14 protein-coding genes and 4 pseudogenes are annotated in these 14,768 nt (G+C 41.4%); 11 read left to right on the top strand and 7 right to left on the bottom strand.

The genetic code is table 11. The features are described from left to right. From O9332_RS02405 to thrB, 4 genes and pseudogenes are all read left to right on the top strand, one after another. Positions 1-737 (top strand): annotated as a pseudogene (locus tag O9332_RS02405) (ISL3 family transposase); the annotation flags it as partial. A 239-nt stretch (positions 738-976) separates the two neighbouring features. Beyond that, positions 977-1,640 (top strand): annotated as a pseudogene (locus tag O9332_RS02400) (IS1 family transposase); the annotation flags it as partial. A gap of 60 nt (positions 1,641-1,700) precedes the next feature. Next, positions 1,701-1,943 (top strand): annotated as a pseudogene (locus tag O9332_RS02395) (superoxide dismutase); the annotation flags it as partial. A 2-nt stretch (positions 1,944-1,945) separates the two neighbouring features. Next, complete coding sequence (thrB, locus tag O9332_RS02390) at positions 1,946-2,863, top strand: homoserine kinase (protein WP_288023491.1); 918 nt, start codon at positions 1,946-1,948, stop codon at positions 2,861-2,863. On the opposite strand, the gene O9332_RS02385 is transcribed toward thrB, so the two are convergent. Further along, complete coding sequence (locus O9332_RS02385) at positions 2,840-3,076, bottom strand: hypothetical protein (protein ID WP_502846633.1); 237 nt, start codon at positions 3,074-3,076, stop codon at positions 2,840-2,842. The two genes, thrB and O9332_RS02385, sit on opposite strands and share 24 nt — an antisense overlap. A 34-nt stretch (positions 3,077-3,110) precedes the next feature. Between O9332_RS02385 and crtD the strand changes: the two genes are divergently transcribed. Together crtD and O9332_RS02375 are read left to right on the top strand one after the other, a co-directional pair. Continuing rightward, entirely contained in the window at positions 3,111-4,619 is a 1,509-nt protein-coding gene (gene crtD / locus O9332_RS02380) for a C-3',4' desaturase CrtD (RefSeq protein ID WP_288023489.1), read from the top strand. Positions 4,620-5,181: 562 nt separating this feature from the next. Then, positions 5,182-5,859: a hypothetical protein gene (locus tag O9332_RS02375; protein WP_002759891.1), complete on the top strand. Its 678-nt coding sequence runs from the start codon at positions 5,182-5,184 to the stop codon at positions 5,857-5,859. A 402-nt stretch (positions 5,860-6,261) separates the two neighbouring features. Here the strand turns inward: O9332_RS02375 and O9332_RS02370 are convergent, their stop codons facing one another. The 3 genes from O9332_RS02370 to O9332_RS02360 form a co-directional block, all read right to left on the bottom strand. Continuing rightward, positions 6,262-6,852: an RES family NAD+ phosphorylase gene (locus O9332_RS02370; RefSeq protein ID WP_012266366.1), complete on the bottom strand. Its 591-nt coding sequence runs from the start codon at positions 6,850-6,852 to the stop codon at positions 6,262-6,264. After that, positions 6,852-7,292: a hypothetical protein gene (locus tag O9332_RS02365; RefSeq protein ID WP_288023487.1), complete on the bottom strand. Its 441-nt coding sequence runs from the start codon at positions 7,290-7,292 to the stop codon at positions 6,852-6,854. The genes O9332_RS02370 and O9332_RS02365 overlap by 1 nt, the downstream gene beginning before the upstream one ends. Before the next feature lie 188 nt (positions 7,293-7,480). Further along, the gene (locus O9332_RS02360; protein WP_288023485.1) at positions 7,481-7,660 is read right to left on the bottom strand and encodes a hypothetical protein; all 180 of its coding nucleotides are present in this window, start codon (positions 7,658-7,660) and stop codon (positions 7,481-7,483) included. Between the two features lie 280 nt (positions 7,661-7,940). On the opposite strand from O9332_RS02360, the gene O9332_RS02355 reads away from it, so the two are divergent. From O9332_RS02355 to O9332_RS02345, 3 genes are all read left to right on the top strand, one after another. Further along, positions 7,941-8,180 (top strand): DUF1830 domain-containing protein, encoded by a 240-nt coding sequence (locus O9332_RS02355; RefSeq protein WP_045362431.1) that lies wholly within the window; start codon positions 7,941-7,943, stop codon positions 8,178-8,180. A 204-nt stretch (positions 8,181-8,384) separates the two neighbouring features. Continuing rightward, positions 8,385-8,792, top strand: coding sequence for a hypothetical protein (locus tag O9332_RS02350; protein ID WP_288023484.1), 408 nt, complete (start codon positions 8,385-8,387; stop codon positions 8,790-8,792). Between the two features lie 33 nt (positions 8,793-8,825). Continuing rightward, positions 8,826-10,976 (top strand): pentapeptide repeat-containing protein, encoded by a 2,151-nt coding sequence (locus O9332_RS02345; protein WP_288023483.1) that lies wholly within the window; start codon positions 8,826-8,828, stop codon positions 10,974-10,976. 78 nt (positions 10,977-11,054) lie between these two features. Here the strand turns inward: O9332_RS02345 and O9332_RS02340 are convergent, their stop codons facing one another. Then, complete coding sequence (locus O9332_RS02340; protein WP_002740011.1) at positions 11,055-11,261, bottom strand: UPF0223 family protein; 207 nt, start codon at positions 11,259-11,261, stop codon at positions 11,055-11,057. Positions 11,262-11,630: 369 nt separating this feature from the next. Here O9332_RS02340 and O9332_RS02335 point away from each other — a divergent pair, with 369 nt between their 5' ends. Continuing rightward, a complete protein-coding gene (locus O9332_RS02335) occupies positions 11,631-12,242 on the top strand; it encodes a Uma2 family endonuclease (protein WP_288023481.1) in 612 nt (203 codons plus the stop codon). Between the two features lie 117 nt (positions 12,243-12,359). Here the strand turns inward: O9332_RS02335 and O9332_RS02330 are convergent, their stop codons facing one another. Beyond that, positions 12,360-12,614 (bottom strand): hypothetical protein, encoded by a 255-nt coding sequence (locus O9332_RS02330; RefSeq protein WP_002750132.1) that lies wholly within the window; start codon positions 12,612-12,614, stop codon positions 12,360-12,362. Then, positions 12,611-14,317: a potassium channel family protein gene (locus tag O9332_RS02325; RefSeq protein ID WP_012266375.1), complete on the bottom strand. Its 1,707-nt coding sequence runs from the start codon at positions 14,315-14,317 to the stop codon at positions 12,611-12,613. The genes O9332_RS02330 and O9332_RS02325 overlap by 4 nt, the downstream gene beginning before the upstream one ends. A 150-nt stretch (positions 14,318-14,467) precedes the next feature. Between O9332_RS02325 and O9332_RS02320 the strand changes: the two are divergent. Continuing rightward, positions 14,468-14,768 (top strand): annotated as a pseudogene (locus tag O9332_RS02320) (DUF4351 domain-containing protein); the annotation flags it as partial.

The following is a 14,768-nucleotide window of genomic DNA, read 5'->3' as shown; positions in this document are numbered from 1 at the left end:
TCAAAGATTTACCAATCTCAGGACAACCAGTGTACCTACAGGTTAATCGTCGTCAATTTAAGTGCGATAATTGTCGAAAACCCTTTAGTGAAGAGTTAGATTTTGTCGCCAAGAAACGAACCTATACGAAAAGACTAGCCGAGAATATACTCGAACAATTAAAAGCAGGAGATATTTTAAATGTTAGCCGAAGAAATGACGTAACGGAAGAAGAGATTCAAAGAATGATAGAGGACATCGCCGAAGAAATTACAGAGCCAGACCTATCGGAATTAAAAAGACTAGGAATTGATGAAATCGCTCTAGTCAAAGGGCAAAAAAATTACTGTGCGGTTTTAGTAAATTTAGATACGGGAAAACTAATAGCTATTCTAGAGAAGCGAACACAAGAGGAATTGAGGAAAACGCTTACAGGCTGCGGAAAAGAGGTGTTAGAGCAAATTGAAGAAGTCAGTATAGATCTTTGGTTGTCCTATAAAAATCTGGTGAAAGAATTGATGCCATCGGCCGAGGTAGTCGCCGATATATTCCATGTAATGAAACAAATTAATCAAGAGTTAGACGAACAGAGAAGAGCAGAAAAAAGAGCCGTAGAAGCGCAGAAAAATAAAAAACAGAAAGCGGAAAAAGAAGCAAAACTAGAAGTTTTAAAGCGAAGTAAATATAGTCTGTTAAAAAATGAAGAAGATTTAACGGAAACTCAAAAAATTAAACTAGAAGCTATCAAAGAGAATTGGTAATGATTTGGTAGTAGTGGCGTAGCCCTCTTGCTTACCTGGTATGAATTGTGTAAAATATTTATGAATAAAAATAATTGGAACCCGATCAGTCTTTAAACCTCTAGCTTGATCATGACTTTTCTGATAAATATCTTTTTCTGGCTCCTGTCTGGCTTACTCAAATATCAGTCTAGCACCGAACAAAGTACCCCCTTCACCTCTATTCCCCTGTCAAGCGTTGTGGTTCTCACCATAGGATCAAGAATGGTTCTATTCCTAAGGGAAAACCCAAACGTCAAGGTAAAGAATGTGGTCGTCAGTTTGTGATCAATCCCACTAATAAAACCGTCTCTGACCAAACCAAACAATTAATTGATCAACTCTTACTCGAACGAATTTCCTGACGAGGAATTGCTAGAGTAACAGGAGTAAGTTGGTCATGGTTACAAAACTATGTCAACAATAAACTGGCGGCTGTCCCCCGTCAAATAAAGGTTTCGGACAAACCAAAAGGTAAATTGGTTAGAGAATGTGATGAGATGTGGTCTTGGGTTTTTTCTAAGACGATAAAGGTTTATATTTGGCGGTTAATTGATAGAAAGACAAGGGAAATTATTGGTTGCTATGCGCGGAGATAGGAGTCGTCAATCAGCCAAAAAACTTTGGGGCCAGTTTACCCGGTGTTTACCGACAATGCGCGGTTGCTTACACAGACTTTTGGGAGTCATATAAGACAGTAATTCCCAGTAAACGTCATCGACCGGTCGGAAAAGAAACTGGTCAAACTAATCATATTGAAAGATTAAATAATACCTTTCGACAAAGGATTTCTCGGCTGGTGAGAGAGAGTCTATCTTTCTCTAAAAAAATGGAGAATCACGTTGGGGAACCCTTTGGTATTTTATCCATGACTACAATGCACAGCACAGCAAAGCAAAGCAAAGGATTAAGCCGCCATCACTACTACCGAATCACCACCCTAAACTTTTTGGTAGTGGTTGGACATGGTTGGTTTTAAATAAGTCAGGACAACTAGAAATTATCAGCACTGCTAACCAAGATAGCCCCCTAAGGAAGGGATTACAGCCAATTATGGGCAATGATGTCTGGGAACACGCCTATTACTTAAAATATCGTAATCAACGGGCTGAGTATTTAAAACAGTGGTGGAATGTGGTTAACTGGGAGGAGGTAAATCGCCGCTATGTTCAGGCAAAAGCTTAACGATGACAACTTTTACGGTTACAGTTCCCGCTACCACTGCTAATATTGGGCCCGGCTTCGATTGTCTCGGAGCGGCCTTAACCTTATATAATCAGTTTACTTTTACCCTGCTGCCAGCAACAACAGCTAACCCTGTCAGAATTATTGTCAAGGGAACTGAATCAGCTAAAGTTAGCCAAGGTGCTGATAATTTAATCTACACTTCTTTTTTGCAAGTTTATCAAAAAATAGGACAGAATCCGCCCCCTATCGCCATCGAGATCGGTTTAGGGGTTCCTCTGGCTAGAGGTTTAGGTAGTTCTGCCACTGCTATTGTCGGTGGGTTAGTGGCTGCTAATCAATGCGCCGGAAATCCTTTATCTATGGGGGAAATCGCCGCATTAGCGATCGCATTGGAGGGCCATCCGGATAATGTGGTGCCGGCTTTGCGGGGCAACTGTCAGCTATCGGCAGGAGATAGCACAAATTGGGCTATTTGTCAAGTATTTTGGCAAAAAAATCTCATTCCCGTCCTAGCGATTCCCGATTTTGAACTGGCTACGGAAAAAGCTAGGGCGGTTTTACCGGAAAAAATTAGCCGTCAGGAGGCAATTTTCAATATTTCCCGCTTGGGTTTATTATTGCGGGGATTGGAGACGGGTAACGGCGATTGGCTGAGAATTGCCCTAGAGGATAAACTGCATCAACCCTATCGCCAATCTTTGATCCCGGGTTACGAAAAGGTGAAAAAAGCCGCCATTAACGCGGGTGCTTACGGGATGGTAATTAGTGGCGCGGGTCCCACCCTATTGGCTTTAACTAACCCCGACAATGCCCAAAAAACAGCAACAGAGATGAAAAATGCTTGGCAGCAAGTGGGGATTAACTCTGAGGTGAAAATTTTAGCTTTAGATACCCTAGGGGCGCGGGTAAACTGTTAAGAGTCCCTGGCAGATGGGTGTGGGGTGTAGGGTGTAGGGTGTAGGGTGTGGGGTGTAGGGTGTAGGGTGTGGGGTGTGGGGTGTAGGGTGTGGGAAGAATAAATAAAAATAATCTCCTGAATCCTGACTCCTAACTCCTGACTCCTGACTCCTGACTCCTGACTCCTGACTCCTATCTCCTGCCTCCTGACTCCTGACTCCTAACCCCACCAACAAACTTTTTCAGCAAACCCTAATTATTAAGAAAATGACGCGAATTACCGTTATTGGTGCAGGGATTGGCGGACTAACGGCGGCGGCATTATTGGCGCGTCGAGGTTATCAAGTCACAGTATATGATCAGGCGCTTGTCCCCGGAGGTTGTGCCTCGACTTTTTCCCGTCGGGGTTTTACTTTTGATGTGGGGGCAACTCAAGTGGCAGGATTAGAAGTAGGGGGCATTCATCAGCGCATTTTTGCCGAATTAGGGATAGATTTACCCGATTCTGTCCCCTGCGATCCCGCTTGTGCCGTTTTTCTGCCGGGGGAAACCACTGCGATTAACGTCTGGCGCGATCCGCAAAAGTGGCAAGAGGAAAGACAAAAACAATTTCCGGGCAGCGAACCTTTTTGGCAATTATTACAAAAACTCTTTCAAGCAAGTTGGCGTTTTCAAAGTCGCGATCCAGTTTTACCCCCGCGCAACTGGTGGGATTTAGGGCAATTAATCGCCGCTTTGCGTGTAGATACTGCCATTACCTTTCCCTTTACTTTGATGACTGTGGGCGATGCTCTGCGATTATACGGCTTAGAGAGGGATAAACGCCTAAAAACCTTCCTTGATCTCCAGTTAAAGCTTTATTCCCAAGTTACTGCCGATGAAACCGCTTTACTTTATGCCGCCACCGCTTTAGCAGTTTCTCAGTCTCCCCAAGGTTTATCCCACCTTCAGGGTAGTATGCAGGTATTAAGCGATCGCCTAGTAGCAGCTTTGGAAAAATACGGCGGTAAATTGCAAATGCGTCACACAGTGGAAAAAATACTGACAGAAAAGGGAAAAGCCACCGGAATTATCGTCATAAATCAAAAAAATGGCCAAATATATCCAGAAATGGCCGATGAGATTGTGGCTAATATCCCGATCCAAAATTTACCACAATTAATCGATCGCGAAGCCATTCCCAGTCTTTATCACCGGAGAATTGAAAAACTTCCCCCCGCATCTGGCGCTTTTGTGGTTTACTTAGGAGTCGATCGCGCTGCTATTCCCCCCGATTGTCCCCCCCATTTGCAATTCCTCTACGATTACGATGGCATAATCGGCGAAAATAACTCTTTGTTTGTTTCCGTGAGTAAAGAAGGGGATGGCCGCGCCCCAGCGGGAAAAGCGACGATTATTGCTTCTTCCTTCACCGATACCAGTCTTTGGTGGCGAAAAGGAGAAGATAATTATCAGCAATTAAAAGCAGCATACACCCAAGAGGCGATCGATCGTCTCGGTAATTATTTCCATCTTAGTCCTGATCACATCGTTCACATCGAATCAGCTACACCTCGTACTTTTGAGCGGTTTACGGGGCGAAATCAGGGCATTGTCGGCGGTATTGGTCAAAGATTGTCCACTTTTGGCCCTTTTGGAGTAGCGACGCGCACTCCGATCCCCCATCTTTGGTTAGTGGGAGATTCCACCCATCCGGGGGAAGGCACTGCCGGAGTCAGCTATTCGGCACTCACGGTAGTTAGACAGATTGAGAATCAATTATTAGCTTCTAGTTAGGGTCTGCTGAATAAATCTAAAAACCTTGCTGGATAAGACTTTTAGCCTTTTTTGAAATCCAAAAGTACCAGATATGGCAGTGATCGGGGTAAAATTCAGGTACTTTTTCCCTGAAAATTAGGTAATTGACCCCCTCAAAATCGGTAAAACCCCACACCCCACACCCTACACCCTACACCCTGCCCCTAGGAAAAACTTTTTCAGCAGACCCTAGTTAAGTGGGTGGGTGGAATTAAATCCGACATTCCGCACATCTTCATATACCTTTATATATTTTTACATTCCCCAAGATGTTTTGACGAAAAAGCTTCATTGTAGAAACTACTATTGAGAACATTTTCAATAATTGATTTTTTCTGAGAAAACAAATTACAATTCTTCACCTTGATGAAAATCGATCCTTGTAGCTACAATCTTTACTGGCAAAGGGTTGTAAGCAATGTATTAGTAAAAATTATCAATTGAATGTTAAGAAGTGCGGAAGGTGGGTTGTAATTATTCCTTACAAAGATGAGAGGATTTTTCGTACCTGCTCTGATACTCTGGTTTTTATTCACCTTTAATGAGAGGAAATAACCTAGTGAAGCTCAATGCCCTTAATTCTTTAGCTTTCGCCACAGGGACAGTAACTCTACTGTTAAGTAGCGTGTCTTCTGTTAGTGCTTATACCATTTATACAAATCGGACTGCCTGGGAAGCGGCACTCGCCACTAACCCCTCGTACAAGATTACCATTGATACCTTTAGCAATACTATTTCTTCGGCACAGTCAATTACCCTAGATTCAGGGATTGTTTCCACTAATTCCGCTCCTCCCACACTGCCTAATTCGTTTAATAACAACAGTGTCAGCATCGTCAATCCTGGTGTTTACGATAATGCTTCCGGTACACTTGCGGGTGCTTCTGATACCATAACCTGGCAGTTTCCTGCTACCGTGTTGGCTTTTGGTGCTGACTTTTCCCGCATTGATGAGTTAACTCTTACTGGCAATTTCGATGGCACAGGAGACCAAACTATTTCTATCAATCCTACAATTGGTGGAGAGAATGGGTTTCTCGGTATTATCGGGACAGCAGAATTTAGTTCTGTTATCTTTGCCAATAATACAACAGATGTCGATAGTTTTAGTATTGACAATGCTTCCTTTGCCACCAAAGTTTCTGAACCCAATATGGTTACTGCTTTCGCCATACTTGGGGGCAGTCTGTTGTTAATTAAGAAAGCCAAGGGCAGCTGACCGGCTGACAAGCAGATTGAAAGTGAGAAGTGATCAGTAATCAGTAATCAGTAAACAGTGAAAAGACAGTAGGCAAGTGCTATTTAATACTGCTCACTTAACACATACTGTGGGTGCATCTGACATTAGCAGAAATACCGACAATCAGCAATTATTAGTGACTCTTAAATGATGACAAATGTATCAGCAGCTGCCTGTAAGCATCCCACCGAAAAGCTAATGCGCGGGGGGTGTGGGGGCGGCGCCACGACCCCAACGGGGGGTTTGGGGGGTAGAACCCCCCAAAGGCTTGGATTGAGTGATAAAATCGGAAGTAATGCCCGATTTTAAAAGAGAGTTTCCCCGTAAAAATCCCAATTGGTAGATTGACAAAAATGAGATGCACCTATTGCAAAAAGATACTTATTCTTGAATAAGAGCATAATCATAATGCTCCAAAATTTCACCTAAACAGGATGAATTATCATCGTATAAATTACCTAAGTTGTCTTCTTGCAAATGGTTTCTAACCCGATCAAAAAGCCCAACGGAATAGACACTATCATCATGACGAGAACGGTATCTAATCCCATCTACTCCTTGGGGATGTTCCCAAATTGCCTGCCCCCAAGTCCGACAATATTCATAATCACCAGAAGAAATGCGGGCATCTATTCCTATGCGAACAAGGGCCGGCCCCGTTAAGTCGGCCAACACTAAAGTGCGATCGCTTCTAATTCTAAAAAGATTTCTATTTCTTAGGGCTGTAACGGTTACGGCTCCGTCAAATGTTCGTCCAAAACATTCAATAAAGGTACTGTACTCATCACCCACATAGAGAAGCCCATAGCCCTGATTTGGCCCATCGAAACGACCGCTACCACTGCGGTCAAAATGAAGACTAGAAAGGTGTCCGGTTTTATTTAATCTTAGCCAGGGGCCTGGGGTTTCAATGACGGGCAATTGACGCTGACTAAAATCGTCTGGTGGGAGGGGAAAAGGAGGCAAACCCATTACGCCGCGCTATGACTCCCGTAACACTTAGCGGCCAAAACCACTGGCTCGATTTCTCCCTTTTGGAGTTTTTCTAGCGGGGTTGCTCCCTCTAAACGAATATCACCCGTAAGCAGAAAGAGCATTTGTGTCCAAGCACCATCTTCTTTTAGGACGGCTAACACTTGGTCTAAACCTGACAAAACTTTGCCATCAATAAATTGCCAAGCAGGATAAACTAATTCTTCGTTGACAGATAAACCTAAGATCTGATGATTGAGCCTCATAGTTTCTAATTCCAAAGAACTACAGGCTAAAACACTACAAATCTCAGCGCTGGTTAAGGTTCCGCCTTGCTTGGATAGGAACCGCTTCTTCGCTTCTTCGCCTCGTTTAATGGCAGCCTCCAACGCAGGGGCTAAAGCTAAAGGAGATTGTGTTTTTTGTATAGATTCTAACATTTTTAAGCAACCCTACCACCGCGAACGTATTTTGAATCCTTGATTAGTTTTTAGGAAGACCCTATCTACCCCTCATAATAACAGATGGTGGGCATTGCCTACCATACATATAGCAATTCTATTTGAGATTTAAACTGTCACCTATTGATAACAAGGGACTTAAGCCCCTTGTCTATGTTAACCATTATTTAGTCTACTTTTTTTTCGCTGTGCATTAACTTTAACCCTACATTAACGTACAGATGGGCAATCGTTATCGGATTAATTGCTTCTGGCAGCCATCCTGCATATAGCGGTACAGAGAGTCCGGCTAGAATCAAGAGTAACCCCAGATTCTTTTTGAGATTAAATTTGTCGTTAGTTTTCATAACATTTGTGAAATTATACACCTCTTTTATATCAAGCAACGTTATTCTATGTCACCCAATAAAAGTTGTAACTTTGATACTTTTTTAGGCTTTAAATTTGTAACAATTATTGGCTTGACCTTGCAATAATTATTAGTTTAAAGATTCAATAATTGTTGGTTTAACTTTGCAATAATTGTTGGTTTAACTTTGCAATAATTATTGGTTTTCAATTCCAGAATTTTGGATTATCTTACATACATAAGGTTCATCCCGTATTGCAGAAATGGAGCGGAATGGTATGTCGAATGCAACTGTTAATCAAGCAATTATCAACTGTGTATATGTAAACAGCACAGAAAAAACAGCTATTCTCAAAAATAACTTTGACTTGATAGGACAAAGGCGGGAGCGAGTCGTTGAGGTGGGCGAAAAAATTTTTTTTAAAGCTCCTGAATGGGGACACTTAGAGATTTTTACCTATGAAATGGCTACGATGATTCTGGAGGATAGAATTCCCTGTCGAGAATTGGCGATATAAGGGAGGATTTGGGCAATAATTATTGGTTGATTTCTCTTTTGGTTTTATGGGACTATCGCAGAAGCAATATAACTTTACGGTTATTATTGCAATACACTTTGAAAAAGTATCGGTGACTACAAATACAGCTATGTTGACTACCTTAAGATCGATCGAAAGTCCCTCCAACCCAACGAGGGTCGCATCTAACCCAAGGAGAGTACTATGGAACGAACAACTCCCCCATCACTATGCGATGCCCAAAAGCAGGCAAGAAACTGTGGTTTGGATATACCCAAGCTAGAAGCTTTATTGAAAGAAATCGAACCCTTATCTGATAAATATAAGGAGATATTTTATCGGGCGGCTACAGGGCTTTATTCCGCCGATGATTTGGCTGAAATGTTCAATCATAGCCAAAAAAATCTAAACGCGGATTTCAACAAAAATCTAGGATCCCATCTTAAGGATTACCTTGAGTTAGATGAGCGGGTGGGAATTACTTCCCTAAGAAGGATTCTTTTCAAGAAAGGTTATTGCGTCATTAACGATATTTTGACAAGCAGATACGTAGAGAATTCGGAATTAGAACGATCTGCCTCAGACAAAATTAGTACAGAATCAGAACACTGAAAACTAGCCCATTTTTGAGGAGATTAATTTCAAATGAAAACTGAAAACTTATTGGACGTAACAAAATTGGCCAGTCCCCATCTTGACACAAGTGATGTATTGGTATTGTTAGCTCAACTAAAAAATGAAAAGGATAGAGATCGCCGGGCGGGGATTATCAGAAAAATAGGACAATACTATCCTGAATCTCAAGCAACTCAAATCTCTGAGCTTCAAGTAATAAAAACGCTTTTAGATTTGGGCAATGATGTAGGTTCTGACGATTTTTTTAAATACGAAATTAAGCTTAGTTTGCATAAAATTTCGGACAAAATTGCTGCTCACTCTGATGTAGATATTGACTTTTTTCTCAAAAATCTAGCAATATTTCAATCCCAAGAAAATACTTATCAAGCTCCAAAAGTCTTAATTGATGCTGATCTGATTGAAGAGTTTTTATTACGAAATCAGACGACTCTTAACAGGGAAGCTACTAGGGTTATGGGACTTGTTTTAGAGGGAAAAATTAATCCTTACATTGGGGAAATGGGATTAATCAAAATTTGGCATAATATCAAAAATCTGAAATCTCAAGAATATGCCAATCGTTTGATCATTGAACTTCTGAGTAAGATTAACGTCGGTCAAGTTAACTTGAAAGACATTGACCTAGAAAAATATCCTAACGTTAACTTAAAAACGGCAATTCAAGTTGAGATTGCCAGAAAGTATAGCCTAGAAAGTATTATCACCATCAGAGATCGAGAATTCATTGCCAGTGGGTATCCTTTTGTGGGTTCTCCTTCCCTATTCTTACAGTTTTTAGGGGAAGATACCTCGCCAGCATCTATCGAAAGAACTCTCAAAAATCTCGGTAAAGCGGCAATGGAAAATGAAAAAGTAAAACTCAATCAGCTTTTAGAAAACGAGCCTCAACACAACTTATTCTTTGAAGATAATCTTTTGCTTTTTCAAGGCTGGAAAATTGAGAACTTTGAAATTCTTTGTGCTAATAACAATTTAACTGCTGCGACAGTTATCCTATGTAATACAAAAACCCAAGAGCGTTACACTGAATCAGCCTTTAAAAAAGGTTCAGTAGATGCACTTTTTACTGCTTTTAATGAGGCTATAGCTCATTTAGTTGAAATTAAACATGACCTTAAATCTGTCTATTTGGCCAACTTAAAAAAAGGTCAACAAGGAGACGTAACTGTCAAGGTGGCGGTCGAGTATGATGGTAAAGAAGTTATTACCATCCACACCCATGAAAATATTCTCAAGGCTTATTTTTTCGCCTACGTCAAAGCGATGATTGCCGTTTATGCACCCGATGAATATCACCCCGATATTCATAGCACAAAAGAATTGACATATTTGTACAAAATTGGCCGACGAGATTTTCATGGACTGAATTTCAGCCAAGTCAATTTAATGGATGGTGAGGCCAATCTTTCCGATGCAAAATTGATGGGATGTAACTTCAGTAAGGCTAATCTTTCGGGGGTTAATTTAACTAATGCTGATTTAACAGGAGCCGATTTAAGTCATGCCAATTTGAGCAAAGCTAATTTAACGGGAGCTAACTTGACCGATGTTAAATTAGATGAAAATAATCTAACCCTCCTTGATGGCACAATTTTGACTAACACAATTATGCCTGAAATTAACATTGAAATTAGCGGCGAATCCCGTTTAGAAAAGGTTGCTCAACTACTCAAACACATTGATCCTAAAAGTCAATCTCGAATCTTGGCTATTCACTCCATGACAGATTGCATCTGGTGGGATAATCCCCTTGGTCAAAAATTCTGGGAAGTTAACCAAGAACTAATCAAAAGAGGGATTTCTATTCAACGAGTTTTTATTCTTCCTGAAGTTCCGACTCCAAAGCATTTACAGGTGATTCAGGAACAACTTAACTCTCGCATAGAAGTTGCTTGGATTTGTCAGGAAAAAGCCAAAGATATTGAAGGCTATCGTTGGGATGATACTAACCTATTGATTAGTGAAAACTTATCTGTTCCCAGAAATTCTTTTACAGCGAGAAGAACTATGAATGGTCAAACAGAATCAGGTTATATTTCCTATCAAACAAGAGTTGTCGAGACAGATAAAAGTATCTTTAACGCTCTATGGGAAAAATCTGAAAAACTCTCTACTCAAGCTAATATTCAGGAACAATTAGCAAACCTGAATACCTGACCCCGAACTTTATTGTTTTATTAACTGATGCTCACAATGCGATCGCTCTTTCTATTCTATTTTGATAAAAAGCGATCGCTAAAAAGAAATTTCTCGGTCGTTTGTCACACAATCCTGAAGATATAAATCAATTAGTTCCTGATAAGAAATTCCTTTTTCTTTTGCTTTTTTTTCAAAGAAATCAATGACATCAATCCTTAAAGGTAAAGTGACCTGCCGCTTGAGTTGTTGAGCAAAAGGATTAGGACGACTTTTCATATTAGCGAGATCATACTCTGATTTCATAAACAATAACCTCGATGAGGACAGTATAGTATTTTGGTTAAATTTAACGACTCAATTATAATACATACAATCAAATTAACGATAGTTCGCTCTTAAAAAATTTTTCTCTCTCACCTCAGAAAAACTGCGATCGCTCTTTCTATTCTATTTTGATAAAAAGCGATCGCTTCCCCACAATCCCTAAAAAATAACCATAAAATTAATTAATAAGTGGGTAGGCGTTAAAAATTATCAGATGCCCCCCTTATTAAGGGGGATCCCCCCGCCTATCGGCACCCCCCTTATCAAGGGGGGCAGGGGGGATCGAACCTAAAATCCATTATTAATTTAATTATAACCAGCCACTTAGAATATCGGAGAAAGACAAAGATGATTATCGCTCAAGAAAAACCAACTATTGCGACAGTCACCAAAACCCCTGTCACTTTGGAAGCATATCGGGCGATCGCTGAAACTTCTCAGGAACGTTATGAATATTGCCATGGAGAAATGATTCTTATGCCTGGAGGAACCGCAACCCACAGCGCAATTGCGATCAATATCTCGGTTTTTTTGGGATTTTTATTGAGAGATAGGGATTTTCGTCTGTATAACAGCGATCTGCGGTTGTGGATTCCTGAATATCATTGTGGAACCTATACCGATCTCATGGTTGTTAACCATGAACCGGAATTTAACGGCGATCGCAAAGATGAAATTCTTAATCCTTTATTTATTGTAGAGGTGCTTTCCCCCGCCACGGAAGCAGAGGATCGAGGTGATAAATTTAGAAAATATCGTTCCCTGCCAAGTTTTTGTGAATACCTGCTCGTTAGCCAAACTGAACCCTACATTGAGCAATATTTTAGACTCGCACAGAGCGATCGCTGGCAATTGCAAACCTACGATCAACTTAGTCAAATAATCCCTCTGGAGAGTTTAAACGTTGAACTTCCCTTGCTAGAAATTTATCGTCGTGTTAGTTTTGCCGCAGCCTCATAAATCCCTTAATCCGATTAATAACCTTTCTATTTTGTTTACATAAAAAGCGATCGCCCCACAGTTTAAACTCAAAAAACCGCCATCGACAAAGAAGCGGCGAGTAGTAGTTCATTAGAACTACTCTGGATAGTTAGGCAGAGAATGATATTGAAAAATGCCAAATATACTGCCGACACTGCCGACACTTAGAATACTGCCAACACTGCCAATACTGAGAATACTGCCGACACTGCCAATACTGAGCATACTGCCGATACTAACCAGACTTAAAATGCTGCTGGCACTAGCGAGACTTAAAATACTGCCGGCACTGCCTAAACTCAAGATACAGCGATAACTAGCTTTGCTCAGATAATTAAGACCAGAAATCATTTTAAATCGGGGAAAGATTGGGGAATAGTTAGGGAAGTATTTTGCCAAACCTGTTGTAAACGCATAGCCGGCATAGTTAGATAAAGAATATCACCTTGATCGAGAGTGATTTCCAGTAATTGCCAACCGTGGATAGTTTGACCCTGTTTTTCTAGGTAAAGTGGCACAAAATCGGCATTCATCGCCGCTTCCTTGACAATTTGCCCCATAAAAGGATGATTAGGTGTGATTAATGTAGCCAAAGCAACCCAGAGGAGATCATCGGTCATGCCATTACCGAGAATTCTACCGCCCAAAGCGGCCGCAGCGAAGGAATAGGTAGCTAGATCCCGGGGACATAATACCGTATCAAAATCAAAAACCTCTTGAATCGATCGCCCGAATTGTTCCTGAGAGCAGCGTAAAACTAGATTAATTTTAGGAGCGATCGCTTTAGCAGTGAGGGCAATCTCCACATTAATCATATCCTCGTAAGTAACCACGATCAAAGATTCGGCGTTGTTAATATTAGCGGTTTCTAGGGTAGCCACTAGACGCGCATCCTCGATGATAACGGGGATTCCCCAGGAGCGCACGGAATGCAAAAATCTATTATTGGGGTCCGATTCAATCACCACCACTTCACAGCCTTGGTCGTGCAATTGTCGCACGATCCGGGTGCCGATACCTCCTAAACCACAGATAATGTGATGATTGCGGACGGGAATGCGGGTAGCATCCCAAAACTGCTTAAAGCGACTACCGAGAATAAAATCGTTAAGGAGAGCATAACAGATACCGATAACCCCCGCACCGACAATCATCATGACCACGGTAAAAATTTTGATACTATCGGGGGTAGATTCGGCCACTTTTTCGTTACCTCCGGCACCGGTAATCATCCCGACGGAAAAATAGAGGGAATCGACGAGGGAAATTTTTTGATTAACGCTGAGATAGGTAACGGTAGCAAGGGAAATCATCCCCAAGAGGGAAAGGGTGACAAGAATTACCGGTTGGACATAGTGCTGATAGGGACGGAGATTGAGTAGATTTCTCAGCCACTTTTGCAGTTTAAAACGCTGTTTTGCCTTAATTGTCGGTTTATTGCCGATAATCAGATGATCGCCAGTTTGGAGTTTTTTGCCCGAAAGAACTGCGGAAACCAGATCGATTTCGTCGTGAGCGGGGAGATAATAGATTAACATCCGGGCCGGATCGTCCCAAAGCTCGTAGAGGGGTAATCCCCACCAAGGATGATTTTCCTCGATAATTATCTCTTGAATTGGCCAAAGGCGATCGAATAGCTGTAATTGACCGATAGCTTTATTACCAAGGGCAGCAAAGGAAAAGATCGGGGCTGCTAGGGAAGCAACGCTCATGCTAACGTGAGCAGGGAGGGTTTGATCGAGTCTTTCTCCTAAAGTTTCGTTAAATAGTCGGTTAACTATCCGAATTTTCGGGTTAATTATTCTTGCGCGGGTGAGAATTTCTAGATTGAGTGCGTCGTTATCGATGGCCAAAACTAGGGTTTCTGCATCTGGAAGGCCAGCTTGCAGCAGAGTTTTAGGAGAGCAGGGATCGCCGATAATAATATCAGACTGGTATTCGCAGACCATTTGGCGATCGCTAATCGCTACTACTGCCGCAGATTGTTGTTTGAGTAAACAAAAGATTTTATAACCCGTGCGACCTAATCCACAGACGATGATTTGCGGTTTCATTCGTCGAGCGCGTTTTTTGCTGATTAACCTTTCAGTTCTAGCGCAAAAACTAGGAAAAATCTGTAACTAAAGATGCAATGCTGCCAATTTTCCTAATCAGGCTTTTAAAATGATACAATAACTATCATCATTGATTGAATCACTTCAGCCTTGACTCGCTTTCTCTGGGATAAATTTAGTAAAGATTACCTCGAAACTTTTCTTGCTTCTTCCGGTGACGTGAAAACTAGCCTTGATGTGACGGCAGAAACTCAAGAAATCGATGTGTATTTTCGACCGACTTCCCCCAAAATACCGCCCGAATTAGGCTTATTGGGCAAATTAGCTCAAACCCCTTGTCTATTGGAACCCTATCGCAATCCTGTCACGATTGAGGGAATTCTCGCTTGTTTATCTAAACTGTTGACTGTGCGGGAACAATTACAAAGAGAAGCTCACCGTCATCAACAAC

Origin of the sequence: Microcystis sp. LE19-10.1B (assembly GCF_027530565.1) — a bacterium.
GTDB lineage: Bacteria > Cyanobacteriota > Cyanobacteriia > Cyanobacteriales > Microcystaceae > Microcystis > Microcystis aeruginosa.
The sequence above is the reverse complement of the archived record's forward strand: the minus strand, read 5'-3'. Positions and strand labels throughout refer to the sequence as shown.

Bases quoted from the DNA above. Each gene is read 5' to 3' on its own strand.
- thrB (WP_288023491.1), top strand. From the start codon at position 1,946: ATGACAACTTTTACGGTTACAGTTCCCGCTACCACTGCTAATATTGGG.
- crtD (WP_288023489.1), top strand. From the start codon at position 3,111: ATGACGCGAATTACCGTTATTGGTGCAGGGATTGGCGGACTAACGGCG.
- O9332_RS02375 (WP_002759891.1), top strand. From the start codon at position 5,182: ATGAGAGGAAATAACCTAGTGAAGCTCAATGCCCTTAATTCTTTAGCT.
- O9332_RS02370 (WP_012266366.1), bottom strand. From the start codon at position 6,852: ATGGGTTTGCCTCCTTTTCCCCTCCCACCAGACGATTTTAGTCAGCGT.
- O9332_RS02365 (WP_288023487.1), bottom strand. From the start codon at position 7,292: ATGTTAGAATCTATACAAAAAACACAATCTCCTTTAGCTTTAGCCCCT.
- O9332_RS02360 (WP_288023485.1), bottom strand. From the start codon at position 7,660: ATGAAAACTAACGACAAATTTAATCTCAAAAAGAATCTGGGGTTACTC.
- O9332_RS02355 (WP_045362431.1), top strand. From the start codon at position 7,941: ATGTCGAATGCAACTGTTAATCAAGCAATTATCAACTGTGTATATGTA.
- O9332_RS02350 (WP_288023484.1), top strand. From the start codon at position 8,385: ATGGAACGAACAACTCCCCCATCACTATGCGATGCCCAAAAGCAGGCA.
- O9332_RS02345 (WP_288023483.1), top strand. From the start codon at position 8,826: ATGAAAACTGAAAACTTATTGGACGTAACAAAATTGGCCAGTCCCCAT.
- O9332_RS02340 (WP_002740011.1), bottom strand. From the start codon at position 11,261: ATGAAATCAGAGTATGATCTCGCTAATATGAAAAGTCGTCCTAATCCT.
- O9332_RS02335 (WP_288023481.1), top strand. From the start codon at position 11,631: ATGATTATCGCTCAAGAAAAACCAACTATTGCGACAGTCACCAAAACC.
- O9332_RS02330 (WP_002750132.1), bottom strand. From the start codon at position 12,614: ATGATTTCTGGTCTTAATTATCTGAGCAAAGCTAGTTATCGCTGTATC.
- O9332_RS02325 (WP_012266375.1), bottom strand. From the start codon at position 14,317: ATGAAACCGCAAATCATCGTCTGTGGATTAGGTCGCACGGGTTATAAA.